Consider the following 25,379-nt stretch of genomic DNA (forward strand, 5'->3'; position numbering starts at 1 on the left):
CCCCCAACCACCCGACAGCTTGCGGACGTTCGGGGCCGTCGTGCAGGCGCTGCGCGAGCATGCGGGGCTCAGCCGTGCGGAACTCGGCGAGTACGTGCGGTATTCGAAGCACACCGTGGCATCCGTGGAACTGGGACGCCGCATGCCCGACGAGGCGTTCATCGAACGCGCGGAGGAACCACTCGGCGACACCGGTGCGTTGCGGAAAGCCGCCCGCCACCTGACCCGGGGCGAGAGCGGCTTGGCCGCGTGGTTCCGCCGCTGGGCGCACCTGGAACGCAGGGCGACGAGCCTGTCCACGTACGAATGCCGTTTGGTGCCAGGGTTGTTGCAGTCGGAGCCGTACGCGCGGGCGGTGTTCGAGGGGACGATCCCGCTGCGGACGAACGAGGAACTGAGGAACAACTCGCCGCGCGGATGGAACGGCAGGCGATGATGCGGGAACGGCCGAAAGTGCCGTTCGGCTTCATTGTCGAAGAGCACGTGTTCCGAAGGCGGTTCGGAGACGCCGACGTGATGCGCGAATTGGCCGCGCACGTGCTTGAGCTCACCGCGCCGCCCGCCGCCCGGGGGAACCAGGGCAGCGGGCGGCGTCGGTGTGCTCGCGCTATGCGGTGCGTTGGCCCAGGATGCAGAATTCGTTGCCTTCGGGGTCGGCCAGGACGACCCAGGTTTGGTTGCCCTGGCCGATGTCGACGTGTCGTGCGCCGTGGGCGACGAAGCGGGCCACCTCGGCGGCCTGGTCGTCGGGGCGGAAGTCGAGGTGCATGCGGCTCTTGGCGGTCTTGGGCTCGTCGATGCGGACGAAGTCGATTCCCGGCATGCGGTCCGGCGCCGGGCGGATCTCGAACTCGTCGTCGGACGACTGGACCACGACCCACCCGAGAGCGTCGGCCCACCACTGCCCCAGGGCCACCGGGTCCGCCGCGTGCACAATGACTTGTTCCCATTCCAAGCTCATGCGCCGACCCTAATCGCCATCCTCCGCGTCGTCACGCAACAGCCCACAACACACCCACCCCGTCGCACCCATCGCCCCCAAGCAACGCCCCGACCCCCGACAGGGTGGCCGCACACGTGTGGGGGCGTCCGACTGCCCGGTTTCGGCGACGGGGCGAGGGCGGCAGGTGTCGGCAGCACCAACGCGTGGGGAGGGGTGGCTACTTCGTGGGTGGGGTGGGGTGGGTGTGGAGGGGGAAGCCGGTTTGGCCTGGGGGCTCTTGGGAGGGTTTGAGTTGTAGGGAGGGGATGTCGTAGTCGCCGGAGTTCTGGCGGCGGAAGGGGATGGGGGCGGTGGAGTCCAGGGTCAGGAGGCGTTGCCGCCAGGCCTTGGCGGCGTCGGGGTAGTCGTCGGCCGTCATGCGGTCGGCGCCGTAGAGGACGAACGGGGGGAGGACGTCGATGCCGGGGTAGTACAGGATGCCGTGGTGGATCGGGAACAGCAGGTCGTCGATCGGGCCGTTGATCCCGCGCGCGGCGTAGTGCGGTTCCGGGCCGCCGACGGTGACCGACAGCAGGGCCTTCCGGCCCGCGAGGGTGCCTTCGCCGTAGCGCTCGCCGTACTTGGTGTCGCTGTGTTCGCCGACGCCGTACGCGAAACGGTTGGTGAACACCCGGTCCACCCAGCCCTTGAGGATCGCCGGCATCGTGTACCACCACAACGGGAACTGAAAGATGATCATGTCGGCCCACAGCAGCTTCTCCTGCTCGGCGCGGACGTCCGGGGAGAGTGTGCCGGCCTCGAAGGCCCGGCCCGAGTCGCCGACCACCCTCAGGGGGCTCGACGCGTCGGGCCCGTAGTCCGCGGCGTCCGCGACCGCCTTCCAGCGCATCGCGTACAGGTCGCTCACCCTGACCTCGTGTCCCGCGGTCTCCAGCGTGGACACCGCGAGGTCCTTCAGCGAGCCGTTGAGTGACCGCGGCTCGGGGTGGGCGTGCACGATCAGCGTCTTCACGGGGCTCTCCCAAGGATCGATACCGGTGATGCCTGATGCCGTCGATCCTGGCCGCCGCCGCGCGCGGTGTTCAGGGGCGTGTCTTCCGTCGGACGGGGCTTCCTGGTACCCGCAGGGCCACCCTCGCCGCGCCCTCCCGCGGCCATACTGGGACGCATGGACGATCTCGCGGGCTTCCTGCGGACCCGGCGCTCCCGGGTCGACCCGGCCGCCGTCGGCGTCCCCACCGACAGCCGCCGCCGGGTCGAAGGGCTGCGCCGGGAAGAGGTCGCGCACCTGTCCGGGGTCAGCGTCGACTATTACGTGCGCCTCGAACAGGGCCGGGCGACCCAGCCCTCCGAACAGGTCCTGGACGCGCTGGCCCGCGTCCTCGGGCTCGACGAGACCGAACGCGGCCACCTTCACCGGCTCGCCCGGCAGCGCCGCCGCCGGGCGAAGGCGCCGGGCGGGCGCGTACGCCCCGAACTGCTGCGCGTTCTCGACATGGTGCCCGGCGCGCCCGCGCTCATCATGGACCACCGCATGGACGTGCTCGCCGCGAACCACCTCGCCCGGCTCCTCTACGGCCGGCCGATCCCGGGCCTGAACACCGCCCGTCACATCTTCCTGGAGGAGGACGGACGCGGCCTGTACGCGGACTGGGAGAAATGCACCCTCGATGTCGTCGGGCACCTGCGCCTGGCCGTCGGGAAATACCCGGAGGACCCCCGACTCGCGTCGCTCATCGGGGAGTTGGCGATGGGCAGCGAGCGCTTCCGCCGCCTCTGGGCCCGCGCGGACGTGCGCGCCCGCACCCACGGACGCAAGGCGTTCCGCCACCCTTTGGTCGGACTCCTGGAACTCCACCAGGAGAACTTCGCCCTGCCGGACGGGTCGGGACGCGAACTGCTGGTGCTGTCGGCAGCCCCCGGCACCCCCACCGAGGACGGCCTGCGTCTGCTCGCACGCCTGGACACGGACCGCGCCGACGACAACCCACAGACCCCGACCCCGTCGGACACACCCCTGGCGTCCGACTCAAGGCCACCCGGGTACCGCGACCGCGGTTGATCTGACGCGGTCACAGCTCGTGGGCGGGGTCTCGTCGTTGTCGTGGCTGATGCGTGCGCGGTGTTGGGATCATTGTCGCCGCTGGGACGCGCAGAGCCCCGTGCCTCGGTACAGCCCGAAGGGATCCACCGGAGGCGGTGTGGGGGGCGCTCCGATGGATCCCGGGAGATGGTGGCGGCGGGCGCCCGGGAGGTGGCGGCGGGCCGGTGCTCGGGCGGGCACGCTCGAACCTGCCAGGCGGACGGTCGGCCGCTGTCGGCCCGGTCGCCGCCCGGCGCGGCGGAACCGGCCCAGCGCGGGTCGGCCGCTACCAGACGCTGTTGGTCAGGCCCGTGCCCAGGTACACCTGGTCGAACGTGTTGCCGTCGTGGTCGTCGGTGTATGTCAGGGTGATCAGGCCCCACGGGTCGACCGCCAGGGCGGGCTCGTCCTGGCGGCCCTCGACGACGGTGTGCACGCGCAGTTTGGGGAGGCGGCCGGTGGTGGTGCCGTCGGGGTTGAGGCCTTGGGCGTGGATGTCGGAGGCGTCGGTCCACGCGACGACGGCCGCGGCCTGGTCGTCGATGCCCGCCTGGGGGTCGGTGCCGGTGCCGGGGACGACCGCGTCGGCGGCCGAGCGGGCGGTGCCGGTCGCGGTGAAGGACCGGGCCGCGATCTGCGGAGCGCCGGCGTGGTCGGTCTCCCACGCGACGACGAAGTCGCCGTTGAAGTTCGCCGCGACCGAGGCGTTGCGCTGCTGGCCGCCCGTCGACGTGTTGACGACCGCCCGCGCGGCCACCGCGGTGCCGGACGGGGTGAAGACCTTGCGGACGATGTTGAAGTAGCCGTTCCCGTCGCCGTCTTCGTCCCAGACGACGATCGCGTTGCCCGCCGCGCCCATCGCGACGTCGGGGTGCCGGTGCGTGCCGCCCGAGGCATGTGCCTGTACCTCGTACGCCTTCGAGCCGATCGAAGTGAAGCCGGAGACCCGCACGGTGGGTGCGGCGCTGCCCTGCTGGTCCTCGAACACCACGGCGAAGCCCGGCCCGTCGGGATCGGCGGCGACCCTCGCGTTGAGCTGCTGCCCGGTCGCGTCGGCATTGGCGCGGGCCGAACCGGTCACCGTGCCCGAGGTGTTCACCGTACGGACGGCGATGTTGTAGGAGCCGTTGCCGTCCGGGTCCTCGGCCCAGACCACCACCGCGGTGCCGTCCTCGCGCAGCGCGACGTCCGGCTGCACGTGCCGCCAGGTGCCGGTGCCGCCCGTCGACAGCTTCTTCTCGTAGACGGACGCGCCGTCCCGGTACAGGCGCAGGAACACCTCGCTGTGCACCGGGTCTTCGGGCGCCGTGGCGTCCCGGTCGTCCTCCCACACGACCGCGGTGTAGCCGGTACGCACCGACGCCACCGCGGAGTTGTCCTGGTCCCCGGTCGCCACGCTGTTCGCGACGGTCCACGTGATGTCGTCCACGGTGGTGCCCGCGGCGAACGCGGGGGAGGCCGCGAACAGGCCGCCCGCGGCGGCGAGGGCCGTGACGACCGCGAGCGGGCGCCGCCGGACGAGGCGGCGCGTCGGCGAACTCGGCCGCACGTCCCGGCCCGTCGGGGAAGCGGTCGTCGAAGTAGCCATCGTCTCGTGCCCCTTGGCGCTCACGGTGTCTGAAGTCCCGGGTTGCCGGCCTCGATCGCGTAGCTCTGCACGGTCTTGACCGGGTAGTCGCGTATCGTCACCTTGTCCAGCGCCCGGAAATCGACGTCCATGCGCGTGGGCGTGGTGACCGTGCGGACGTAGCCGCGCAGGTTCTTGTAGAACTTCACGTGCGGGTTGAGGCTCGACAGCCCGGTCTCGGACGCGTTGCCGTCCCCGCTCGACGTGATCGACGTCGTCACCAACTCCGTGCCGATGACGCGGTCCTGCGCCGCGTAGTCGGCCATCAGGTTGTTCGCCCACGAGCGGTGCACGTCGCCGGTGAGGACGACCGGGCCCGTGTTGCCGCGCTCGACCCAACCCCGTTGCAGGCGGCCCCGGTTCGCCGAGTAGCCGTCCCAGGCGTCCATGCTCTTCGCGCCGGCCGCGCTGGTGAGCCGCTGCGCGAAGAACACCTGCTGTCCCACCAGGTCCCACGTGCCCAGGCGCTGCCCGAGGCCGTCGAGCAGCCACGCCTCCTGCGCCGCGCCCGTGATCGTACGCTCCGGTGCGTCGGCCTCCGGGCACACCTTCGTGCCGTCGCCGCACGCCTGGTCGTCGCGGTACTGCCTGGTGTCGAGCATGTGGAACGTCGCCAGGCTGCCCCAGCGCACACGCCGGAACAACCGCATGTTCTCCGCGACCGGCGCCTGCGCGGCGCGCAGCGGCATGTGCTCGTAGTACGCCTGGTACGCGGCGGCGCGCCGGGCCCGGAAGTCGCCGCCGGGGCTGGAGTCGGCGCGGACCAGGCCCGCGTAGTTGTTCTCGACCTCGTGGTCGTCCCACACCACCAGCCACGGCGCCTCGGCGTGCGCGGCCTGCAGGTCGACGTCGCCCTTGTACAGCGCGTGCCGCACACGGTAGTTCGCGAGGCTGCTGATCTCGGCGGACGGCTGGTGCGCGCGGACGCCGGAGCCGGCCGCGCCCTCGTAGATGTAGTCGCCGAGGTGCAGGATGACATCGGGGTGCTCCTCGGCCATCCTGCGGTACGCCGTGAAGAACCCGGCCTCCCAGTGCGAGCAGGACGCGAAGAGCATGGTCAGCCGCGGGCTCGTGCCCACGGCGGGAGCGGTCCGTGTGTGGCCGACCTGCGAGATGTGGCCCATCGCGCGGAACCGGTACCAGTATTCGCGGCCCGGCCGCAGCCCGGCGACCTCGACGTGCACGGTGTGCGCGGAGGCGCGGACCGCGGTGGCGGTCCCCGACGTCGCGGGACGGGTGAAGGAGGGGTCCTCGGCCACCTGCCACTCGACCGTGACCGGCGTGTCCGCCATACCGCCCAGGCCGTCGGCGTTGAGCGGGCTCGGAGCCAGGCGCGTCCACAACACCACGCCGTCGGCGGTGGGTTCGCCCGACGCGACACCGAGCGTGAACGGATAGGAGGCGGCACGGGCGGACTTCGCGCCGAGCAAGGTGGCGCTGACACCCGCGGCCCCGCCGAGCAGGAACGTGCGTCGTTGCATTTGGGTCATGCCCACGTTGGTAGGGCACCCGCCGTGCCGCCCCCAAGAGCCGTACGCATTGTTCACCGGCATTTCGAGGGGTTTTCGTCTCGCGTGTCCCGTCCCGGCCGGTGTCCGGAACACCCGGTTACGCGGGTGCGACGGGAAACCCGGAAGCGGGCGAACACTCCGGTGCTCCGGAGGAGCGGAACGCCTCGACCCGGAAACGGAGTTCGGGCGGCGCCGGTGAACCCGTCGCCCCGGCCGACCGCGCCGCCCCGGGTCAGAGCCGGAGGACGATCTTGCCGATCGCCCGCCCGTCCGCGACGTGCCGCAGCGCCGCGGCGGCGTCGTCGAAGGCGTACACCGCCTGGATGTGCGGTCTGACCCGGCCCTCGGCGAGGAGGCCGCGCAACTCCTCCTCGTTGCGGTGGTATTCGTCGGCGGCCCGGGCCGCGAAGTCGCGGAACTGGAACCCGAGCACGTGCATGCCCTTCAGCAGCACGAGGTTGAGCGGGATACGCGGGATGACCCCCGACGCGTAGCCGACCGTCACGAACCGCCCGCCCCACCGCAGCGACCGCAGCGCCGGCTCGGACAGGTCGCCTCCGACCGGGTCGACCACCACGTCCGCACCGGAGGGCAGTCGCTCGCGCAGGGCCGCGCGCAGGTCCGCGTCGCGGTGCACGATGAGTTCGCGCGCACCGTACGACGCGGCGACCTTCAGCTTCTCCTCGGTGGACGCGACCGCGGTCACCGCGGCACCGAGCACCGCGCCGATCTGCACGGCGGCGAGGCCGACGCCGCCGCCCGCGCCGAGCACGACCAGGTTCTCGTCCGGGCGCAGCCTGGCCGTCGACCGCAGCACGTGGTAGGCGGTGCGGTGGGCCACCCCGAACGCCGCGGCGTCCTGGTCGCCGACACCGTCCGGGACGGGGGTGACCGCGGCGGCGTCGACCACCGCCTCCTCGGCGAACGCGCCGACGAACCCGGTGCCGACGACCCGGTCGCCCTCCCGGACGCCCGCGACACCGTCGGCGACCTCCCGGACCACGCCCGCGAATTCGCTGCCCGGGACGAACGGCGTCGGCGCGCTGGCCTGGTACCGGTCGGCGACGACCAGCACGTCGGAGAAGTTCACCGCGGCGGCCCGCACCGCGACCCGGACCTGCCCCGGGCCGAGGTCGGGCACCGGGATCTCCTCGATGCGGACGGACTCGGGTTCCCCGTAGGCCCGGCACACGGCGGCACGCATGACACGCATCCGGTTCAGCGCCCCTTCCAGACGGGCTTGCGCTTCTCGACGAACGCCGTCGCGCCTTCCCTGGCGTCCTCGCTGCCGTACACAGTCTGCTGCAGTTCGCTCATGCGGTCGGTGGCGAGGGCCATGTCGGCGACCGAGAGCCGCACGAGGTCCCGGCCGGCGGCGACCCCCAGCGGCGCGTTGTCCGCGATGCGTTCCGCGAGGGCCAGCGCGGTGGCGAGCACCCGGTCGGGCGGGACGACGGCGTTGGCCAGGCCGAGCTGGTACGCGCGGTGCGCGTCGATCGGCTCGCCGGTCATGACGAGTTCGAGCGCGGCGCTCATCGGGATGCGCGTGCCCACGAACGCCCCGCCGCCGGCGGGGAACAGCCCCCGCTTCACCTCGGGAAGCCCCAGCCGCGCCCGCTCGGAGACGACGATCAGGTCGCACGCGAGCAGCACCTCGAAGCCGCCGCCGAGCGCGGTGCCGTTGGCGGCGCCGATGAGCGGGACCGTCGTGCGGCCCGTCATGAACCGCATGTAGTGCTCCATGTCGCGCTCGGTGCCGCTGCCGGGCGGTTTGCCCTCCGCGAACGACCGCAGGTCCATGCCGGCGCAGAACGTCCTCTCGCCGGCGCCGGTCAGGACGACCGCGCGGACCTCCGGGTCCGATTCGGCGCCGTGCACGGCCGCGCCGATCGCGCACATCATCGCGTGCGTGAGCTGGTTGTGCGCCTCGGGGCGGTTGAGGCGGACGACCAGGACGGGGCCGCGGCGTTCCCGGACGAGTTCGTCCGAGTGCCCGGTCATGCGGCGTACTCGCTCGTCGCGGCCAACTCGGCGGCGTCCCGCATGAGTTGGAGGACGATCGGGCCGAACGCCCGCAGCTTGACGTCGTCGCCGGCGCGCTGGAAGCCGCGTTCGAGGATGATCGCGAGTTTCCAGTGCGCGAGGACGCTGTAGTAGTCGATGTCGTCGACCTGACGCCCCGACAACTCCGCGTAGTGGGCGAGGATTTCGGTGCGCGACGGCAGCCCGGTCATGTCGACGTACGTCGACGTCGCGGCCTCCGGCGCGCTGGTGTCCTCCGGCCAGCCCATCAGCAGCCAGGCGAGGTCGAGTTTGGGATCGCCCACGGTGCCCATCTCCCAGTCCACCAGGGCCGCGAGCCGGGCGGGTGCCCCGTGGTGGTACATCACGTTGGCGAACTGGTAGTCCCCGTGCATGAGTCCGGGGACGTAGTCGAGCGGCTTGCGGGCGCGCAGCCACGCGGACGCCTCGTCGAGTCCGGGCAGGTCGCGGCCCTTGATCCGGGCGAGGAACGCCGACCAGCGGTCCACCTGGCGCTCGTGGAAGCCGTCCGGCCGTCCGAGGTCGGCGAGTCCCTTCGCGCGCCAGTCGACCTTCGACAACAGCGCGGCGCCTTCCGCGAGTTGGTAGCCGAGGTCGGCGCGGGCCGCGAGGTCGGTGTGGAACGGCGCGGCCCAGCGCGTCTTGTGCGTCACGCCCATCGGCGACCAGCCGTCGATGAAGCCCATGAGGTAGAAGGTGCGTCCGAGCACCGACGGATCGGTGCACACCGCGACCGCCTCGGTGTGCGGGACGTCGGTGCCCCCCAGCGCCTCGATGATCCGCCACTCGCGGACGATGCCCGCGTCGCGGTCGGCGGGCGCGGTCGCGGGCGGGATCCGCATCGCGCAGCGCAGGGCGTCGCCCCGGCGCAGTTCGTAGATCTCGTTCTGGCTGCCGCCGGAGATGTAGCGGGCGGTCAGCGGCGCGCCGGTGCCGGGCAGCCCGGCGGAGTCCAGCCACGCGGCGAGCCGGCCCAACCGGGCGGCGTCGAGCGCGGGTTCGTCCGCCGGGGTGCCGGTGGTGCCGGTGGTGCCGGGGGTGCCGGTGGTGCCGGGGGTGTCGGTGTCGGTCACTGGTTGCCCACCTCGTGCTCCAGGAACTCGGCGAACTTCTCGCGCGCCGCCGCGATGCGCTTGGGGAGGTGCTCGGTGGGCCACAGGTCGTCGCTGGGTCGGTGGTCGCGCAGCAACTGCCGTGCCACGGTGACCTTGTGGACCTCGGTCGGGCCGTCGACCAGGCCCATGACCGCCGCGCCGAGCATCATCTTCGCGAACGGCATCTCGTTGGTCGTGCCGAGCGCGCCGTGCACCTGGAGCGACCGCTGCACGATGTCGTGCAGGACGCCGGGCATGAGGATCTTGACCGCGGCGATGTCCTTGCGGACCTTGCGGTAGTCCTTGTGCTTGTCGATGGTCCACGCCGTGTAGAGCACGAAGAGCCGGAACTGCGTGAGTTGGGCGTACGAGTCGGCGATGTAGCCCTGCACGAACTGCTTTTCGGCGAGCAGGCTGCCCTGCGTCCTGCGGCTCAACGCCCGTTCGCACATCATGTCGAGCGCCTTCTTCGCCGTGCCGATGGTCCGCATGGCGTGGTGGATGCGCCCGCCCCCGAGCCGCGTCTGCGCGATCGCGAACGCCTGCCCCTCGCCGCCGAGCAGCGCCTCGGCCGGGACGCGGGCGTTCTCGTACCGGATCAGCGGGTGCATGCCGTCGCCCAGCGGCTCGTACGCCAGGCCGATGTTGCGCTCGATGCGCACACCCGGGGTGTCCATGGGCACCAGGAACATCGACATGCCCTGGTACGCGCTGACGTCCGGGTTGGTCACCGCCATGACGATCAGGAACTCGGCGGTCTTGGCGTTGGACGAGAAGTACTTCCAGCCGTTGATGACCCACCCGTCGCCGTCCCGCTCGGCCCGCGTGCGGAACGCCGTCGGGTCCGAGCCGCCCTCCGGCTCGGTCATCGAATACGAGGAGAACACCTCGCCGTTCAGCAGCGGGCGCAGGTAGCGCCGCTTCTGCGCCTCGGTGCCGTAATGCGCGATGATCTCGGCGTTCCCGGTGTCCGGGGCCTGGCAGCCGAAGACGATCGGGGCCCACTCCGACCGCCCCAGGATCTCGTTGAGCAGCGACAGTTTGAGCTGGCCGTAGCCCTGGCCGCCGAGTTCGGGATCGAGGTGGGTGGCCCAGAGCCTGTGCTTGCGCACCTCGTCCTTGAGCGGGTCGAGGACGCGCCGCAGGGTGGCGTCGGGCGGGGTGAACTGGAGGTCGGGCCAGGCGTGGTCGAGTGGTTCGACCTCCTCGCGGACGAACTCGTCGGCCCAGTCGAGCTGTTGCTGAAATTCCGGATCGGTTTCGAAGTCCCAGGACATGGCGGTTTCCTGACGTGGTGGGGGAGGGGCGCGGTGTCAGCCCTGGGCCGCGACGGCGCGGCGGGCGCGCTGCCGGAAGCCCTCCAGCTTCTCGTCGGCGGTCCGGACCCGGGTGCTGCGGGCCATGACCGAGACGTCGTGCCCGTCCGCCGCCGCGCGCAGGGCCGCGACGGTCGCCCGCTCCTCGGGTACGTGCGCGAAGGGGTCGAAGGAGTACCAGCGCATGGCGTTCTCATGCGTGATCCTGCGGATGTCCGCGTCGGGCACCGCGTTCGCCGTCAGGACGGCGTGCAGTTCCTCGGGCGCGCCGGGCCACAGGGAGTCGCTGTGGGGGTAGTCGGCCTCCCACGCGATGTTGTCGACGCCGATCCTGTCGCGCATCTCGATGCCGACGGGGTCGCTGATGAAGCAGGTGAGGAAGTGCTCGCGGAACACCTCGCTGGGCAGCCGGCCCCCGAAGTCCTGGAGCGTCCAGGCCCGGTGCATGCGGTACGTGCGGTCGACCCGGTCCAGGAAGTAGGGGATCCAGCCGTTGCCGCCCTCGGACAGCGCGATGCGCAGGTCGGGGTACTCCTTGAGGACACGCGACCACAGCAGGTCCGCCGCGGCGGACTGGATGTTCATCGGCTGGAGGGTGAGCAGCACGTCCGGCGGCGAGTCCGCGGCGGGGACCGCCAGGCGGCCCGACGACCCCAGGTGGATCGACAGCACGGTCCCGGTGTCGCAGCACGCCCGCCACACCGGGTCCCAGTAGTCGCTGTGGAAGCTGGGGTAGCCGAGCGCGGCGGGGTTCTCGGTGAAGGTGAGCGAGTGGCAGCCCTTGGCCGCGCAGCGCCGCACCTCGTCGGCGGTCTGCTCGGCGTCCCAGATCACCGGGACGGCCATCGGGATGAACCGGCCGGGGTACGCGCCGCACCATTCGTCGATGTGCCAGTCGTTGTACGCACGCACCAGCGCACGCGACAGGTCGAGGTCGTCGGAGGCGAACGTCCGGGCCGTGAACGTGGGGAACGAGGGGAAGTTCATGGACGCCAGCACCCCGCCGGCGTTCATGTCCTTGACCCGCTCGTGCACGTCGTAGCAGCCGGGCCGGACCTCGTCGAGGCTCTGCGGCTCCATGCCGAACTCCTCGGGCGGGCGCCCGGCGACGGCGTTGAGTGCGGCGGTCTCCATGACCAGGTCGCCGAACACCCACACGTCGTTGCCCTGGTCGTTGCGTGTCAGCTTGGGTGCGCGCTCCAGGTGCCCGGCGTCGAGGTGGTTGACGAACAGGTCCGGGGGTTCGATCAGGTGGTCGTCGACGCTGATCAGGATGAAATCGTCCAGGTCCATCGCGGGAGTCCTTCCCCGGGAGTGAGGCTTCGTGGGTGTCGCCGCTCGGCGTGTCGGCCGGTCGCCGCGGCGCTGGGCGCACGGTGCGCGTCCAAGGCACGCACTGAACAGTTGACTGGGTCGTCGTGAGTCGGGCCGGGGCCGCGTCAGGTGCGCGGGATCCAGCCGCCGTCGATGTTGAGGGTGTGGCCGGTGACCCAGTCGCTGGCCGGGGAGGCGAGGTAGACGAGCCCGCCGACGAGGTCCTCCGGATCGCCGAACGGGATCGGGATCGACGCGGCCAGCGCGGCGCGCACCTCGGGCGGCGTGGTGGACAGGCCCGCGTCGGTGTTGACCCAGCCCGGGGCGATCGCGTTGACGCGGATGCCCTTCGGCGCCAGCTCCTTGGCGAGCGACATCGTCATGCTGACCAGGCCGAGCTTGGTCACCCCGTAGTGCGCCGACGGGAGGAACGCGCCGCCGGAGGACTGGTTGACGATCTTGCCGTAGCCCTTCTCCGCCATGTACGGGACCACGGCCCGCGCGCACAGCAGCGGCCCGGTGAGGTTGACCGCGAGCGTGCGGTGCCACGTCTCCAGCGGGATCCCGGTCAGCGTCCCGCCCATGATCTCGGCCATCAGCGCGGCGTTGTTCACCAGGATGTCGACCGACCCGAACCGCTCCGCCGCCGTGCGGGCCATCTCCGCGACACCGGCCTCGTCGCTCACGTCCACCCGCACCGCCGCGGCCTCGTACCCGTCGGCCTCCAGGTCCTTCGCGGCGGCCCGCGCGCCGTCGAGCGCGAGGTCGGCCAGGAGCACCGCCGCCCCCGCCTCGGCCAAACCCCGGGCGTACGCGCGGCCGATGCCGCCGGCCGCTCCGGTCACGATCGCGACCTTGCCGTCGAGCGGCCGGGCGGTCGCGGAACCGCCGTGGCCGGCACGGGAGTCGGTGCCCGTGGTCACGCGCCCGCCCCCGAGGAGCGGACCTGCGGGCCGCGCGGCGACCAGAACGACATGCTGACGCTCCGCAGGTCGAGGGCCTCGTGCATCACCATCGCGCCCGACGCCACCGACTCGCGCACCTTGGCCATGACCACGTCCGGGTCGCCGTCCATCTCGTAGACCACGCAATAGCGGTGCGCGCCCCCGCCGGCCGCGCGGTACATCTCGGTGTCCCTGAGGTCGTAGCGCTGTGCCGAGACCATGCCCGGAACAGCCAGCACATCGCGCACATGCACGGTGTCGTACCAGGCGTTGAACTCGTCGTCCCGGCCCTCCAGCGGGTTGGAGAACACCATGTAGAGCGTCCTGTCGGCCATGTCGCGCCCCTTTGCGTAGCCGTGGTCGGCGAACGACGCGGCGGGGCCGCAGCCTTGGCCCCGCGCCTCGCCAGATTAACTCTTATAGGCGACCTACTCAACTATTTTCTTGAATGCTCCGGAGCAGAGACGCCGGACGCCGACGACGCCCGGCCCTGGGGTGGGCCGGGCGTCGTCGGCGTCCGGAGATGTGCCTGCCCGCGGTGTCAGCCCGCGGAGGTGCGGTGCCGGGAGGCGACCACCGTCAGGAGACGGGCGCGGCGGTGTCGCGGGTCCGGGCGCGTACGGGAGTGGTCGTCGCGCCGGGGTCCTTGTGGAACTCGCCGCCCTTCATGATCCCGGTGATCCGGCTCTGGTCCTCCAGAACGGTGATGTCGCGCAGCGGATCCCCGTCGACGAGGATGAGGTCGGCGTGGAAACCCGCCTTCACCAGGCCGAGTTCGTCGGGCGCGCCCATGATCTCGCCGCCCCACCGGGTCGCCGCGACCAGCGTCTCCGCGGGGGTGAACCCGAACAGCTCCACGAAGTGCCGCAGGTCGCGCGCGTACGTGCCGTGCGGCGTCCACGCGAAACCGTAGTCGCCGCCGGGCAGGACGCGGATGCCCCGGCGGCGCATCTCCTGGATCCCGGCGACGGCGTGTTCGAGTTCGCGCCCGTAGCCCGCGGCCTCCGCGGCCTCCGGCGGGTAGCCGAACGCGGCGGCGTCGTGCAGCGTGGCCACGAGCCAGTTGATGCCGGGCGCGACGAAGACCCGGTCCTTTTGGGCCTCCAGCATGTCCAGGGCCTCTTCGTCGACGTAACTCGCGTGGTAGATGATGTCCACGCCGTTGCGCAGCGACATCTTCACACTCTCCGCCGACCGCGCGTGGCTGCACACCCGCAGGCCCCGACGATGCGCCTCCGTGGTCGCGGCCAGGGTCTCCTCGTCGGAGAAGTAGTTGTCCTCGGCATGCTGGCTCCCGGTGATCTCCTCACCGGACATGCTGAGTTTGACCAGGTCCGCGCCCATGGCCACGTTGCGGCGGACCTGCTTGCGCATCTCCTCGGGCCCGTCGGCGAACGCGGTGATGCCGTCGACGAGCGCGCCCCCGGTGACCGCGATCTCCTGGCAGTTGGCCAGGTAGCGGGGGCCGGGGATGAGCCCGTTGTTGATCGCGTCGCGGATGACGACGTCGAGGCGGGGCTTGGCCGCCGCGGCGCCGACGCACATGGTGTAGCCGCTGTCGAGATAGGTCCGCGCCGCCTTGGCACACAGCAGTGTGTGTTCCTCGACGCCCATGGTGCCCAGGCCCGGCAGGTCGGCGGAGTTCGTCCACGAGAAGTGGGTGTGCGCGTCGCACAGCCCGGACATGAGGAACCGCCCTCGGCCGTCGACGACACGCACGCCGTCGCGGGGCAGGTCGCCGTGGCCGCGGCGTACTTCGGCGATGCGTCCGTCGGCGACCAGCACTTCGCCGTCGAACGGCTCGGTGCCCCCGGAGTCGAAGACACGGACATGGGTGAACAAGGTCTGGGGCGTTTGGGGTGACATCGTCGTCACCGCCTCCTCGGGTCGGCCGGGCGTCAGGATCGGGTGAGGAAGTCCCTGAGCTGTGCGGTGACTTCGTCAGGGGCCTCGACGGTGTGCCAGTGGCCGACGCCGTCGATGACATGGGTGCGCGCCTTGGGCAGCAGCGCGGCGATCTCCTGGTTGACCGCGACCGGGCTGGTCTTGTCCTCGGTCCCGGTCACGAGCAGGGTGGGGCAGGTGACGGACGAGAAGTCCGGCTCCTCGGCGGCGGCCAGCGCCTCACACGCCGCCGCGTAGCCGTCGGGGTTCTGGCCGAGCAGGAGTTCGCGGACGAGTGCCGCGGCGAGCGGCTGCCGGGCGCGGGTGCGCTCGGAGGTGGCGACGGACACGATCGTGTCGGCGACCGCGGACATGCCCCCGGCACGGACGGTGCGCGCTCGGGCGCGGGTGGCGTCCTTGGCCTGCGGCGCCTGGGCGCGGACCGGGCCGAGCAGGGCGAGGCGGCCGACGCGGCCGGGGTGGGCGGCGGCGAACGTGGTGGCGACGAGGGTGCCCATCGAGTGGGCGACGATCGCTGTCTCGCCGATGCCCTCGGCGTCCAGCAGCGCGGCCAGTTCGTCGACCCAGCGCGCGATGCTCGCGGGCCCGGCCTGGGGCGAGCGCCCGTGGCCGGACAGGTCGTACCGGATCACGGTGTGGTCCTCGGCGAGGGCGGCGGCCTGCACGTCGTACACGGTCGTGGCGCCGCCCAGACCGTGGATCAGCACGACCGGCGGGCCCTGTCCGGCCTTCTCGACGAACAGCTCGGCGGATTGCGCGGGCCGCAGGCCGTCGCGTCGCGGGGCCGGTCCGACGGTGTTGCGCAGTTCGCCCAACCCGGGTGCGGAGACGACGACTTCGTCGCCGCCGACAAGGTACTTCGGCGGGTCGAAGCCGATGCCGACGCCGACCGGGGTGCCGGTGGCGATGACGTCGCCGGGTCGCAGCGTGATCCCGGCCGACAGGGTCTCGATGATGGTCGCCACGTCGAAGATCAGCTGGGCTGTGGAGGCGTCCTGGCGCAGTTCGCCGTTGACGTGCGTACGCAGCCGCAGGTCGGACAGGTCGACCTCGTCGGCGGTGACCGCCCAGGGGCCCATGGGGCAGAACGTGTCGAGCGACTTGCCGATGAACCACTGCGCGTGGTCGCGCTGGAGGTCGCGCGCGGTGACGTCGTTGACGAGGGTGTAGCCCCACACGTGGTCCATCGCCTCGTCGCGGCCGACCTTGCTGCAGGTGCGGCCGATGATGACACCGATCTCGCCCTCGTAGTCGAGCGCCTGCGTGATGTCGGTGTGGGGGTCGACGACATCGCCGGACGCGATGACCGACGCGGCGGGCTTGGTGAAGACGACCGGGTGGCGGGGGACGTGGTCGCCGTCCTTCGCGCCGGTGGCGTCGAAGCCGCTCTTGGCGAACTCGGCCGCGTGCTCGGTGTAGTTGCGGCCCACGCAGAAGATGTTCCGGGGCGGCGTCAGCGGCGCGAGCAGCTTGCCGTCCACGGCCGCGTTGTCCCGCACCAGGCGCGCGGCGGCGTCGGGGCCGGCCTCGATGACCTCGGCCAGATCGCCGACCGGGAGGCCGGTGTCGGCGAAGCGCACCTCGTGGGCGACTCCCTCCGCGTCCACGGCGCAGATCCGTACGCCGTCCTTGCCCTGAATCCGAGCGAATCGCATCCGATCTCCAAACCAATCTGAACCAATTTCTCTATCGGTTCTCATTGGCAGAGTAGGCATCGGTTTTCGCCCGGGTCAAGAGCCGGGGGCAGCCGAGAAAGCCCGGCGCAGGGCGAAAGCCGCGGTCGGGCGCGGGCCGCGTGCCGACCCCCGGCCGTCGCGCGCTAACATTGGTTCGCATTGGTTCAGGGAGGTCCGGGGACGTCGGGAAACCCCGGGGACTCCGGAAGGGAGCGGCCATGGAGCCCGTCGTCGTCGGCTCGGCGGCCGGCGTACTCAGGCACCTGGAACAGGTCATCGCCGCCGGGGGCCTCAAGCCGGGAGACCGCCTGCCCACCGAACGCGACCTCGCCTCGGCCACCGGAGCCGGCCGGGGCGCCGTCCGCGCGGCACTGCGCGACCTGGAGCAGCGCGGAGTCGTCCTGCGGCACGTCGGACGCGGGACCTTCCTCGCCCCCGACGAGACGGCGCACTCCGACGACGGCCACGGGCCCAGCCCCGCGGAGATCATGACCACCCGCCTGGTGCTGGAACCCGAGCTGATGCCCCTGGCCGCCGCGTCCGCGTCCGCCGCGGACATCGCCGAAATGGAACGCTGCCTGCGCGGCGGCGAGGCCGCCACCAGCTCCGAGGAGTTCGAGCGCTGGGACACCGCGCTGCACCACAGCTTCGCCGTCGCCACCCACAACAGCGTTCTCGTCAACGTCAGTTCACTGCTCATCACGGCCCGGCGGCAGCCCATATGGGGCGGCCTCAAGCGCCGCACCTTCAACCCCGACCGGCACCGCTGCTACTGCACCGAACACGAGGCGATCGTCGCCGCGATCCGCGAGCGCGACCCCGCGAAAGCGCGCGACGCCATGCGCGAACACCTCCTGCACGTCCGGCGCACGCTCCTCGGCGACCACCCGTGACGCGCGGGTGCCGCCGCACGCCACGGTCGGCCGTACGGCGGCGCTCCCCGGGGTGGTTCGTCAGGCCGAGTGCGGAATCGGGCGGCGCTCCAGCAGCGTCGGGAAGGTGCTCACCGCGTCGAGGGCCATGGACAGCTCCGCGATGATCTTCGGGTCGTCCAGCGGCCCGCGCAGGAACTCCTCCAGGCGGTGCATGCGGTAGCGCACCGTGTTCTGGTGGCAGTACAGCGTCCGCCCCGCCTCCACGGCCGAGCCGTGGGCGTCCAGCCACGCGCGGGCCGTCGCCAGCAGCGTCGTGCGGTCCTCGTCGGGCAGCGACAGCACGCCGCCGAGGATGCGGTGCACCGCCCGCTGCGTGGTCTCCAGGTTGTTCATCACCAGCTCGGTCAGCGGCGTGTCGTCGAGTTGGCGCACCGCGGCACCGCCGGACGGCAGCGACTCCAAGGCGACTTGCGCGTACCGCAACGCGCGGCCCGTCTGGTCGAGCCGGTTGAACACCGGGCTCACGCCGACCCGGTTCGTCGCGACGTCCCGCACGGCGTCCATCACCCGCGCGACCGGCAGCCGCCTCGGGCACGACAGGACACCGGTGTCGGAACCCGGCTGTGCCCGCCACGCCGACCCGACGTCGAGGGCGCGCAGACGGCCGTCCAAACCCGGCAGCGGCGGGTCGCCGGCCGCCAGCCCCTCCGTCGTCACCACCAGGAACGTTCCCAGGAACGGGAAATCGAGCATCCGCGCGACCTCCCACACCGTCGCGCTGTCCGCCGACGGCCCGTCGATCAGCTGGGCGACCAGCGCCGAGCGGCGGCGGTCCGCCTCCACCATGCGCTCCGCGCACGTCTCGCGGTACGCGTCGGTCAGCGCCGAGGAGTACTGGTCGGCGAGACCCCAGATGTACGTCGCCGCCTCCAGCATCGCGTCGGGCGCGTCCCCGGCCAACTTCCGTGCCTCGACGAGTAATTCGTCCCAGATGTACTGGAAGCAGAGCCGGTACGCGCGCAGCACCTCCGGCAGCGGGGCGTCCTGCTGCGCCCGCCGCCGCCCCGTCGTGGTGGGGCCGGTGAGGTCGATCGTGACACCGCAGGGGTCGGCCAGGTGGTCGAGGATGTAGTCGACGTTCTGGCACATCGAGGCGTGCATGTCCTGCGGCTGCACCACCGTCATCCGGTAGAACTCGATGCTGTCGTACAGGTTTTGGCACATCGCCGTGATGAGGGGATCCCTCCGGCCGATCAGCATCTTGGCGACATCGGCGACCAGGGGGCGGGGAGTTGTCCTAGGCACGTGGTCGAGCCTAAGGCAGTGCGAGGCCGGAAATGTCCCAACGCGTCAATCCCCGCACGGTCGTTGTCGGCGGCGACAGAAGACGCTGTCGGGGTGAACATGGCCGAGGGGACGCTCCCGCCGGGAAGATCGTTCCCAAGCCGCCCCGAGCGGCGCGCGGCGACCCACGACGGCTTCGGTGCCCCGAAACCACCGTGGGCCCGCGGTTTTCCGGGCGCGTTCGAGGAACACCTCGTCCGTCCGGGACATCTGACCGCGCGTCAGCGGCACATCCCCCGTGTGCCGTCGGCGTGAGCCCCGGCAACGACCTTTGTTTCCCCACGATTTGCCGCCCAGGAGAGCGCCCTGATGGCCTGCGATGGCTCCCCCGTCCGCCTGCCCCGTCTCATGGAGGCGTCCGACACCGAGGCGTGGCGGCTTTTGGACCGCACCGAGTACGGGCACGCCGTCGTGACGCTGCACGGTTTCCCCGCCGTCCGTCCCGCCGGACACCTTCTCGACCACGACAGCCTCGTGGTGCGGACCGCGCTGCCGCCCGACCTGCTCACCACCGCCGGCGACAGGCCCTCGCCGCTGGCGTACCACGTCCACGAGATCGACCCGACGAGCGGCAACGGCTGGGAGGTCACCGTCCTGGGGCTCGCCGAGCCCATCGCCGACCCGCGCGCCGAGGCCCGCTACCGGGTCAGCCTGCCGGGATGGACCCACGGCCACTACGACACTGTGCTCCGCCTCCACCCGCACACCGTCACCGGATTCCGGCTCGGTCACCCGCTGAGCCTCGTCCCCGACGCCTGCCCGGTCGGCGTGCGATAGCGCACGGACAACGACTCCGGCGGTCCCGCCGCGCTCCGCGGGGAGGCGGAACACGCGGCGGGACCGCCGGGAGGCGGCATGACGGCCGGTCGACGGACACGCGGCGGCGCGTTCGCCGCCCCGCCCGTCCGCGGCTCGCTCGTCCTGCCGCCCGGTGTGGGTGGTGTGCCCGCCGCGCGTCCCGCAGCCGTGGCACCCGGTGTCGTGGCGTACGCCCACTCCCGTGCCCCGCGGCCGGGCGCGACCGGCCGCATCGGTGTCGCCGTGCCCGGCAAGCGCGGCTTTCCGGCCGACCTCACGCTCGCGTCTCCGGGGGGTGGATGTGCTGTCGTGCCGCGTGGGGTTCGGCCGTCGCCTCGGCGCGAGGGACGGTGCCGGGGTCGGTCGCTTCCGGCCGCGGGGTTCGCGGCGTGGTGGTGGGCGCAGACGCCGCCCGGTGTCCGGGCGGTGCGGGCGTGTCGGGCCGTCAGCCCGCCGCGGCCTGCGTGACGCGCCGGATGGCCTGGAGGGCGAGGTCCGGCTCGTCGACGTAGATGTAGTGGCCGCTGTTGGTCGCCGTCGTCAGCGTGCTGCGGGTGGAGACCCCGAGCCACTTGTTCTGGCCCGCCGTCCAGCCCTGCTCCAGCGCCTGCCCGTACTCGGGAACGGCCTCGACGAAGTACTGCTTGCCGTGCTGCAGCACCTCCACCGGAATGTCCCCGGCGGACCGGACCTCGCCGTCGGCGACCACGAGCCGCTCGTTGTTCTCGCCCTGGTAGATCGAGATCGTCTCGGCCCGCAGCCCCGCCGCGTCACCGGTCGCGGACTCCGGGATCCCGGCGACGATGTCGGCACCGGCCGTCGGCGACGTGGCGTCCATCAGCACCAGGCCCTTGACGCGGTCCTGGTGGTCGGGGGCGTACCTGGCGGCGATCAACCCGCCCATCGAGTGGCCGGCCAGCACGACCGGGGTGGAGCCGACGACCTTGTCGAGCACACCGGTCAGGATCTTGCCGCTGCTCGCGAAGTCCTGCGGGCCGTCGGGCTTGTCGCTCGCCCCTTCGCCCAGCCGGTCGTACGCACACACCCGGTCGCTCTGGCTGAGCGCCGTCTGCAGCGCGGCCATGGCCTCGAGCCCGTCGCCGTGCCCGGGCATGAGCATGATGACCGGCTTGCCCGGCGCTGCGGTGCCCGTACACGACACGTTGACCGCGTGGCCCTCGATGTCGAACTTCTGGGTGCCGGTGAACGTTTCGGCCGCCTGCGCGGGCGGGCTCGACGGCGACTTCGCGTCGTCGTCCGAGGAGTCGCTGCACCCCACCAGTCCCACACCGGCGACGGCGCAGCACACCGCTATCGCCGCGGACATCTTCGTCGTACGAAACACCAAGGCCTCCAACGTGAGTTCGTGACACGAGAACACGAACCACCGGGCGGCACCGCCGTCCCGCGGCAAGAGTCCGTGCTCGTGGACGCGTCGCCGCCGACCGGGGAGCCCCCGAGGCAGCCGCGTACGGGAAGAGCCACCCCGCCGTTGCTCCTCCGTCATGGGGAACCGGGCGTGGTGGCGCCGTGATCACCATAGCTCACGGTGTTCATGCGGAAACGTTTGTGGCGCCGCCGACCCCACCCCGAAACCCGAACTCCCGCCCCCCGGGCTCCTCGCGTTCGTGCCGTCGCCGCTCCGGCGGCGACTCGCCGCGTCCGCGGACACCCGGCACCGGCCCGGGAAACCTTTCCGTGCCGTGCAACGCCCGGACGGTGGGGCGGGGTTCGGAAGGGTAGGGAGGTGCGAGTTGGGACCTGATGACGCAGCCGCGTTTCATGAGTTCGTCCGATCGCAGTGGCCACGGCTGGTGCGGACCGCGTACCTGATGACCGGCGACCACGCCGAGGCCGAGGACCTGGCGCAGACCGCGTTGGCACGTGCCGGGGCCGCGTGGCGGCGGATCCAGGCGAGCGAACGGCCGGACGCGTACGTGCGCCGGATCCTCGTCAACTGCAACAACAACCGCTTCCGCCGCAAACGGCCGGCGCTGCTGTTCGGCGCCAAGACCCCGGACGTACCCGTGCCGGACGATCCGACGCGGCGGATCGACGAGCGCGGCGCCCTGCGCACGGCCCTGCTGAGACTCCCGCCCCGCCAACGCGCCGCGGTCGTCCTGCGCTACTGGGAGGACCTGCCGGAGACGGAGGTCGCGCTGGTCATGGGGTGTTCGGTCGGGACGGTCAAGAGCCAGGCGGCGCGCGGCCTGGCCAAGCTCCGCGCCGACCCGGCCCTCGCCGACGCCGACCCCTCGGACGGAGCGCCCGCCCCGTCGCCCGCGGGGCACGACGACGCCCGGCCCACGGACACCCGGCACGCCGAGGTCCGGCACCAGGACAGGAAGGAGAAGCAGCATGGACGGGCCTGACCCCCGCACCCACGGCGACGTCGGCACCGAGGCGGAGGACTGGCTGCGCGCCCGGCTCACCGCACACGCCGGCGAAGTCCCGGTCGCGGCACCGGACATCGCGGGCATCGACGCGCGCCGCCGGGGCATTCGGCGCCGCCGCACCGCGTGGGCGGTGTGCGCGGCCTCCGCGGTGACCGCCGGTGCGGTGGTGACCGCGGTCGCGTTCGCGGGCGGCGGTGCTCCCGGCGGGTCGGCGGACCCCCTGCCGCTCGCGCCCCCGACGACGACCGCCGCGCCGACCGAGAACCCGGCGACACCCGCGCCGGCACCGCCCGGCACCGCGACGGCCCCGCCCCCACCCGGGACGGAGGCGGCGCCCGGCACCGGCTTCCCCGACGGCATGAGCACGGCCGGGCCGGGCGCCACCACGACAGCGCCCGGGACGCCGACCACCTCCGCCACGACGCCCCAGGGCACCGGCGGCACCCGGGGCAACGCGCCCGCACCGGGCGCAAGTTCGGGCAGCTCCTCGGGCGACGCGACGAACGGCGCCACGGCCTGCACCGACAAGAACATCGCGATCAGCGCGTCGACGTCACCCAACGACTCGGGTCGGCACATCCTCCTGACGGCCACCAACACCGGCAGCACGACGTGCACGCTCTACTTCTCTCCGGACATCGTCCTCGGCGACGGCTCACGCGACGTCGTCCCGATGGAGTCACCGGCGGCGGTCGCGACGATCGCGCCCGGAAAGAAGGCGTACTCGGGGCTGCTCCTCTTCAAGCCCGGCGAACAGGTCGACCAGGTCACGTCGTTCGCCGTCAACCTGCGCGACCGGGGCAACCAGGGGCACGCGGGCAACCCGATCGACGTGGCGATCCCGTCGGGGCTCGGCGGCGCGCTGGACGTCGGCCCGTACCCCGGGACGTACTTCTGGAACACCGACCTCGCCCAGCTCAACACGTACCTGTACGCGCGGTGACCGCCCGGCGGACACCCCACGGCGCCGCCGGACCGACCGGGCCCGGCGGCGCCGCCCGCCACGAGGGCGTCACGGCCCCTCCGCCGCGCCGACGCGTGCCCCCGCCGGTTCCCGGCCCCCGTCGCCTGTGTCAGGTGCTCGGCGCAGGAGGGTTTTTCGAGACCCGCATCCGACCGGATACCGCTGTCCGTCCCCCGGCAGGCCGAGGGTCGGCCTGCCTCGCCCCCTTCATCCGCGGCAGGAAGAGAGTCAGCCCGCCTCGGTCCCGCTCTCCGTCCCACCGTCACTCCCGCGCTTGCCCCGAGGCCACGCGCTGCGCCCCGAGTGCGCCTCGATCGCCATGTTGAGCCGCGCGAGCAGCGCGCCCAGCATCGCGCGGTCGTTTTCCGGCCAGTCGGCGGTGAGGGTGTCCAGGGCCGTGCGGGACGCGCGGCGTTCCTCGTCCACGAGGCGCGCGCCTTCGTCCGTGACGCGGAACTTGCGGGCCTTGCCGCCGTCGGGATCCGGGATCCGGTCCGCGAGACCCGAGCGCTGGAGCGCCGCGGTCTGGCGGGTCAGGGTCGAGGCGTCGAGCCCCGTCATGGCCGCCAGCTCCGCGACGCTCGTCGGCCCGCCCGCCTGGAGGAGGCTGAGGAGCGTGTACGCGCTCTGGTCCAGCACGCCGCCGCGACGCCGGCTGCGCCCCGGGAAGCCCGCGAGATGGCGGCCGAAAATCATGGATTCGTACTCGAGGATCGAGATCGCGTCAGCGGGCATGCGGGCAGTCTGCCATGCCGAATTCGCGGGGTGCGCAGGGGCGATGCGGCCCCGGGGGGCGGTGCGGGAGGGAGCGCTTTCCACGGCCCGCCGCCCCCTCCCATCGACATGTATGTATCATGCATCAGATGTGTACGGCACATATCGCTGTACGTAGCATGGATCGTCAGGGTGGGAAACGGAGCACACCATGGAGAACGCCGCCGGTCCCCGGGACCGCACACGGGGAATGGTGGCCGTGCTGGCCCTGGCCGGCATCGTCGCGGCGGCCATGCAGACCCTGGTCATCCCGTTCCTCGGCCTGTTCCCGCAACTGCTGCACACCACCCCGGCGAATGCGTCCTGGCTGGTGACCGCCACGGTGCTCACCGCCGCGGTCGTCACCCCCGTGTCCGGACGCCTCGGCGACCTGTACGGCAAGCGCCGCATGATGCTCATCTGCTCGGGGCCGCTCTTCGCCGGCTCGGTCATCTGCGCGCTCGCGAACTCCCTTCCGCCGATGCTCGTCGGCCGCGCGCTGCAAGGGGTCGGCACGAGCCTCATCCCGCTGGGCATGAGTCTGCTGCGCGACGTGCTCCCGCCCGAACGCCTCGGCTCCGCCGTCGCGTTGATCAGTTCGTCCCTCGGCATCGGCACCGCGCTCGGTCTTCCGATCGCCGCCACGGTGGCCGAACACGCCGACCGGCACGTGCTGTTCTGGGGTGCCGCGGCCATGAACGCGGTGGTCGCCGCGCTGATCTGGCTCAAGATCCCGGTCACGCCCGGTCGTCCCGAGGGCCGGTTCGACCATGTCGGCGCGATCGGCCTCAGCGCCGCACTGGTCTGCCTCCTGCTGGGCGTCTCGAAGGGCGCGGACTGGGGCTGGGGCAGCGGCGTGACACTGGGCCTGCTGGGCGCCGCCGCGGTGCTGCTCTTCGCCTGGGGGCGCTGGGAGTTGCGTACCACCGACCCGCTCGTCGACCTGCGCGTGGCGGCGGGGCGCACGGTGCTGCTGACCAACGGGGTGTCGCTGGCCATCGGCTTCGCCATGTACGCCCAGGGGCTCATCGTGCCGCAGCTCCTGCAACTCCCCCGGGAGACGGGATACGGTCTGGGCCAGTCGATGCTGCACATGGGGCTGTGGATGGCCCCGGCCGGCCTGATGATGATGCTCTTCTCGCCGCTCGGCGCCCGCCTGTCCGCCGCGCGCGGCCCCAAGACCACGCTGGTGACCGGCAGCCTGGTCATCGCGCTCGCGTACGGTTCCTCCACGGTGCTGCTGGGGTCCCCCTGGACGCTGGTGATCGTCACGTGCGTCTGCAACATCGGCGTCGCCCTGGCCTACGGCGCGATCCCCGCCCTGATCATGGGCGCCGTGCCGCGCACCGAGACCGCGTCGGCCAACGGTTTCAACACCCTGATGCGCTCGGTCGGTTCCTCGGTGTCGTCGGCCGTGGTCGGCGTCGTCCTGGCGCAACTGAGCACGGACTTCGGCGGACGCCACATCCCCTCGGAGGGCGGCTTCAGGACCGGCATGCTCATCGGCTGCGGCGTGGCCCTCCTCGCGGCGGCCGTGGCGGCCACCATCCCCTCCGCCCGCCCCCGCAAGGCCCCCGCGACCCCCGTCGACCAGGCCGCCACTCCGTCGCCGGCCCCGGCCCGCTGACCCGTCGCACGGGCGGGACGAAGCCGCGGCTCCCTCCGGCCTCGCCGAGACCGCCCGGCCCCCGCGGGCGAAGGCGCTCCGGTGCCGCCGCGTCACACGCGGACCCGCCTCCACGACGGCATCCCCACGCCGGTGGCCGGGGTCCGGCCGGGGCCGCCGACGGGAC

General features: G+C 72.3%; 22 protein-coding genes and 1 pseudogene. 7 read left to right on the forward strand and 16 right to left on the reverse strand.

The window, feature by feature from the left end; genetic code table 11:
- Window positions 1-40 precede the first annotated feature (40 nt).
- Window positions 41-501 (forward strand): annotated as a pseudogene (locus tag LO772_RS34630) (Scr1 family TA system antitoxin-like transcriptional regulator); the annotation flags it as partial.
- A 106-nt stretch (window positions 502-607) separates the two neighbouring features.
- On the opposite strand, the gene LO772_RS34635 reads toward LO772_RS34630, so the two are convergent.
- Window positions 608-961: a VOC family protein gene (locus LO772_RS34635; protein WP_231775999.1), complete on the reverse strand. Its 354-nt coding sequence runs from the start codon at window positions 959-961 to the stop codon at window positions 608-610.
- A 199-nt stretch (window positions 962-1,160) separates the two neighbouring features.
- On the reverse strand, window positions 1,161-1,955 hold the full coding sequence (locus LO772_RS34640; protein ID WP_231776000.1) for an NAD(P)H-dependent oxidoreductase: 795 nt from the start codon (window positions 1,953-1,955) through the stop codon (window positions 1,161-1,163).
- A 156-nt stretch (window positions 1,956-2,111) separates the two neighbouring features.
- Here LO772_RS34640 and LO772_RS34645 point away from each other — a divergent pair, with 156 nt between their 5' ends.
- Window positions 2,112-3,005 carry a helix-turn-helix transcriptional regulator gene (locus tag LO772_RS34645; RefSeq protein ID WP_231776001.1) on the forward strand — a complete coding sequence of 298 codons (894 nt, stop codon included), beginning with the start codon at window positions 2,112-2,114 and terminating at the stop codon, window positions 3,003-3,005.
- 307 nt (window positions 3,006-3,312) lie between these two features.
- On the opposite strand, the gene LO772_RS34650 is transcribed toward LO772_RS34645, so the two are convergent.
- From LO772_RS34650 to LO772_RS34700, 11 genes are all read right to left on the reverse strand, one after another.
- A complete protein-coding gene (locus LO772_RS34650; RefSeq protein WP_231776002.1) occupies window positions 3,313-4,614 on the reverse strand; it encodes a hypothetical protein in 1,302 nt (433 codons plus the stop codon).
- A gap of 20 nt (window positions 4,615-4,634) precedes the next feature.
- Complete coding sequence (locus tag LO772_RS34655; RefSeq protein WP_231776003.1) at window positions 4,635-6,143, reverse strand: alkaline phosphatase D family protein; 1,509 nt, start codon at window positions 6,141-6,143, stop codon at window positions 4,635-4,637.
- Between the two features lie 253 nt (window positions 6,144-6,396).
- A complete protein-coding gene (locus tag LO772_RS34660; RefSeq protein WP_231776004.1) occupies window positions 6,397-7,377 on the reverse strand; it encodes an NADPH:quinone oxidoreductase family protein in 981 nt (326 codons plus the stop codon).
- Between the two features lie 5 nt (window positions 7,378-7,382).
- Window positions 7,383-8,165 (reverse strand): enoyl-CoA hydratase-related protein, encoded by a 783-nt coding sequence (locus LO772_RS34665; RefSeq protein WP_231776005.1) that lies wholly within the window; start codon window positions 8,163-8,165, stop codon window positions 7,383-7,385.
- Entirely contained in the window at window positions 8,162-9,280 is a 1,119-nt protein-coding gene (locus LO772_RS34670; protein ID WP_231776006.1) for a phosphotransferase family protein, read from the reverse strand. Before LO772_RS34670 ends, LO772_RS34665 begins: the two co-directional genes overlap by 4 nt.
- Window positions 9,277-10,578 (reverse strand): acyl-CoA dehydrogenase family protein, encoded by a 1,302-nt coding sequence (locus LO772_RS34675; RefSeq protein WP_231776007.1) that lies wholly within the window; start codon window positions 10,576-10,578, stop codon window positions 9,277-9,279. Before LO772_RS34675 ends, LO772_RS34670 begins: the two co-directional genes overlap by 4 nt.
- Window positions 10,579-10,614: 36 nt before the next feature.
- Complete coding sequence (locus tag LO772_RS34680) at window positions 10,615-11,910, reverse strand: amidohydrolase family protein (protein WP_231776008.1); 1,296 nt, start codon at window positions 11,908-11,910, stop codon at window positions 10,615-10,617.
- A 146-nt stretch (window positions 11,911-12,056) separates the two neighbouring features.
- Entirely contained in the window at window positions 12,057-12,854 is a 798-nt protein-coding gene (locus LO772_RS34685; RefSeq protein ID WP_231776009.1) for an SDR family oxidoreductase, read from the reverse strand.
- A complete protein-coding gene (locus tag LO772_RS34690; protein WP_231776010.1) occupies window positions 12,851-13,210 on the reverse strand; it encodes a DUF4286 family protein in 360 nt (119 codons plus the stop codon). The genes LO772_RS34685 and LO772_RS34690 overlap by 4 nt, the downstream gene beginning before the upstream one ends.
- Before the next feature lie 244 nt (window positions 13,211-13,454).
- The gene (locus LO772_RS34695) at window positions 13,455-14,741 is read right to left on the reverse strand and encodes a metal-dependent hydrolase family protein (RefSeq protein ID WP_231776011.1); all 1,287 of its coding nucleotides are present in this window, start codon (window positions 14,739-14,741) and stop codon (window positions 13,455-13,457) included.
- A gap of 32 nt (window positions 14,742-14,773) precedes the next feature.
- Complete coding sequence (locus LO772_RS34700) at window positions 14,774-16,435, reverse strand: bifunctional fumarylacetoacetate hydrolase/alpha/beta hydrolase family protein (protein WP_231776012.1); 1,662 nt, start codon at window positions 16,433-16,435, stop codon at window positions 14,774-14,776.
- A 239-nt stretch (window positions 16,436-16,674) separates the two neighbouring features.
- On the opposite strand from LO772_RS34700, the gene LO772_RS34705 reads away from it, so the two are divergent.
- Window positions 16,675-17,349, forward strand: coding sequence for a FadR/GntR family transcriptional regulator (locus LO772_RS34705; RefSeq protein ID WP_231776013.1), 675 nt, complete (start codon window positions 16,675-16,677; stop codon window positions 17,347-17,349).
- Window positions 17,350-17,409: 60 nt separating this feature from the next.
- Here LO772_RS34705 and LO772_RS34710 read toward each other — a convergent pair whose 3' ends face one another.
- On the reverse strand, window positions 17,410-18,636 hold the full coding sequence (locus LO772_RS34710) for a PucR family transcriptional regulator (RefSeq protein WP_231776014.1): 1,227 nt from the start codon (window positions 18,634-18,636) through the stop codon (window positions 17,410-17,412).
- Window positions 18,637-18,984: 348 nt separating this feature from the next.
- On the opposite strand from LO772_RS34710, the gene LO772_RS34715 reads away from it, so the two are divergent.
- A complete protein-coding gene (locus tag LO772_RS34715; protein WP_231776015.1) occupies window positions 18,985-19,452 on the forward strand; it encodes a pyridoxamine 5'-phosphate oxidase family protein in 468 nt (155 codons plus the stop codon).
- A 466-nt stretch (window positions 19,453-19,918) separates the two neighbouring features.
- Here LO772_RS34715 and LO772_RS34720 read toward each other — a convergent pair whose 3' ends face one another.
- Window positions 19,919-20,818, reverse strand: coding sequence for an alpha/beta fold hydrolase (locus tag LO772_RS34720; RefSeq protein WP_231776016.1), 900 nt, complete (start codon window positions 20,816-20,818; stop codon window positions 19,919-19,921).
- A gap of 409 nt (window positions 20,819-21,227) precedes the next feature.
- On the opposite strand from LO772_RS34720, the gene LO772_RS34725 reads away from it, so the two are divergent.
- Both LO772_RS34725 and LO772_RS34730 read left to right on the forward strand, forming a co-directional pair.
- A complete protein-coding gene (locus tag LO772_RS34725; protein ID WP_231776017.1) occupies window positions 21,228-21,845 on the forward strand; it encodes a SigE family RNA polymerase sigma factor in 618 nt (205 codons plus the stop codon).
- Complete coding sequence (locus tag LO772_RS34730) at window positions 21,832-22,812, forward strand: DUF4232 domain-containing protein (RefSeq protein WP_231776018.1); 981 nt, start codon at window positions 21,832-21,834, stop codon at window positions 22,810-22,812. Before LO772_RS34725 ends, LO772_RS34730 begins: the two co-directional genes overlap by 14 nt.
- Before the next feature lie 249 nt (window positions 22,813-23,061).
- Here the strand turns inward: LO772_RS34730 and LO772_RS34735 are convergent, their stop codons facing one another.
- Window positions 23,062-23,568: a MarR family winged helix-turn-helix transcriptional regulator gene (locus LO772_RS34735; RefSeq protein ID WP_231776019.1), complete on the reverse strand. Its 507-nt coding sequence runs from the start codon at window positions 23,566-23,568 to the stop codon at window positions 23,062-23,064.
- Window positions 23,569-23,758: 190 nt separating this feature from the next.
- On the opposite strand from LO772_RS34735, the gene LO772_RS34740 reads away from it, so the two are divergent.
- The gene (locus LO772_RS34740) at window positions 23,759-25,213 is read left to right on the forward strand and encodes an MFS transporter (protein ID WP_231776020.1); all 1,455 of its coding nucleotides are present in this window, start codon (window positions 23,759-23,761) and stop codon (window positions 25,211-25,213) included.
- Window positions 25,214-25,379 lie beyond the last annotated feature (166 nt).

Source organism: Yinghuangia sp. ASG 101 (assembly GCF_021165735.1).
Lineage (GTDB): Bacteria > Actinomycetota > Actinomycetes > Streptomycetales > Streptomycetaceae > Yinghuangia.

Coding starts and splice junctions, on each gene's coding strand:
- LO772_RS34715 (WP_231776015.1), top strand. CDS start 18,985: ATGGCCTGCGATGGCTCCCCCGTCCGCCTGCCCCGTCTCATGGAGGCG.
- LO772_RS34705 (WP_231776013.1), top strand. CDS start 16,675: ATGGAGCCCGTCGTCGTCGGCTCGGCGGCCGGCGTACTCAGGCACCTG.
- LO772_RS34730 (WP_231776018.1), top strand. CDS start 21,832: ATGGACGGGCCTGACCCCCGCACCCACGGCGACGTCGGCACCGAGGCG.
- LO772_RS34675 (WP_231776007.1), bottom strand. CDS start 10,578: ATGTCCTGGGACTTCGAAACCGATCCGGAATTTCAGCAACAGCTCGAC.
- LO772_RS34690 (WP_231776010.1), bottom strand. CDS start 13,210: ATGGCCGACAGGACGCTCTACATGGTGTTCTCCAACCCGCTGGAGGGC.
- LO772_RS34635 (WP_231775999.1), bottom strand. CDS start 961: ATGAGCTTGGAATGGGAACAAGTCATTGTGCACGCGGCGGACCCGGTG.
- LO772_RS34650 (WP_231776002.1), bottom strand. CDS start 4,614: ATGGCTACTTCGACGACCGCTTCCCCGACGGGCCGGGACGTGCGGCCG.
- LO772_RS34695 (WP_231776011.1), bottom strand. CDS start 14,741: ATGTCACCCCAAACGCCCCAGACCTTGTTCACCCATGTCCGTGTCTTC.
- LO772_RS34660 (WP_231776004.1), bottom strand. CDS start 7,377: ATGCGTGTCATGCGTGCCGCCGTGTGCCGGGCCTACGGGGAACCCGAG.
- LO772_RS34700 (WP_231776012.1), bottom strand. CDS start 16,435: ATGCGATTCGCTCGGATTCAGGGCAAGGACGGCGTACGGATCTGCGCC.
- LO772_RS34740 (WP_231776020.1), top strand. CDS start 23,759: ATGGAGAACGCCGCCGGTCCCCGGGACCGCACACGGGGAATGGTGGCC.
- LO772_RS34665 (WP_231776005.1), bottom strand. CDS start 8,165: ATGACCGGGCACTCGGACGAACTCGTCCGGGAACGCCGCGGCCCCGTC.
- LO772_RS34735 (WP_231776019.1), bottom strand. CDS start 23,568: ATGCCCGCTGACGCGATCTCGATCCTCGAGTACGAATCCATGATTTTC.
- LO772_RS34680 (WP_231776008.1), bottom strand. CDS start 11,910: ATGGACCTGGACGATTTCATCCTGATCAGCGTCGACGACCACCTGATC.
- LO772_RS34655 (WP_231776003.1), bottom strand. CDS start 6,143: ATGACCCAAATGCAACGACGCACGTTCCTGCTCGGCGGGGCCGCGGGT.
- LO772_RS34645 (WP_231776001.1), top strand. CDS start 2,112: ATGGACGATCTCGCGGGCTTCCTGCGGACCCGGCGCTCCCGGGTCGAC.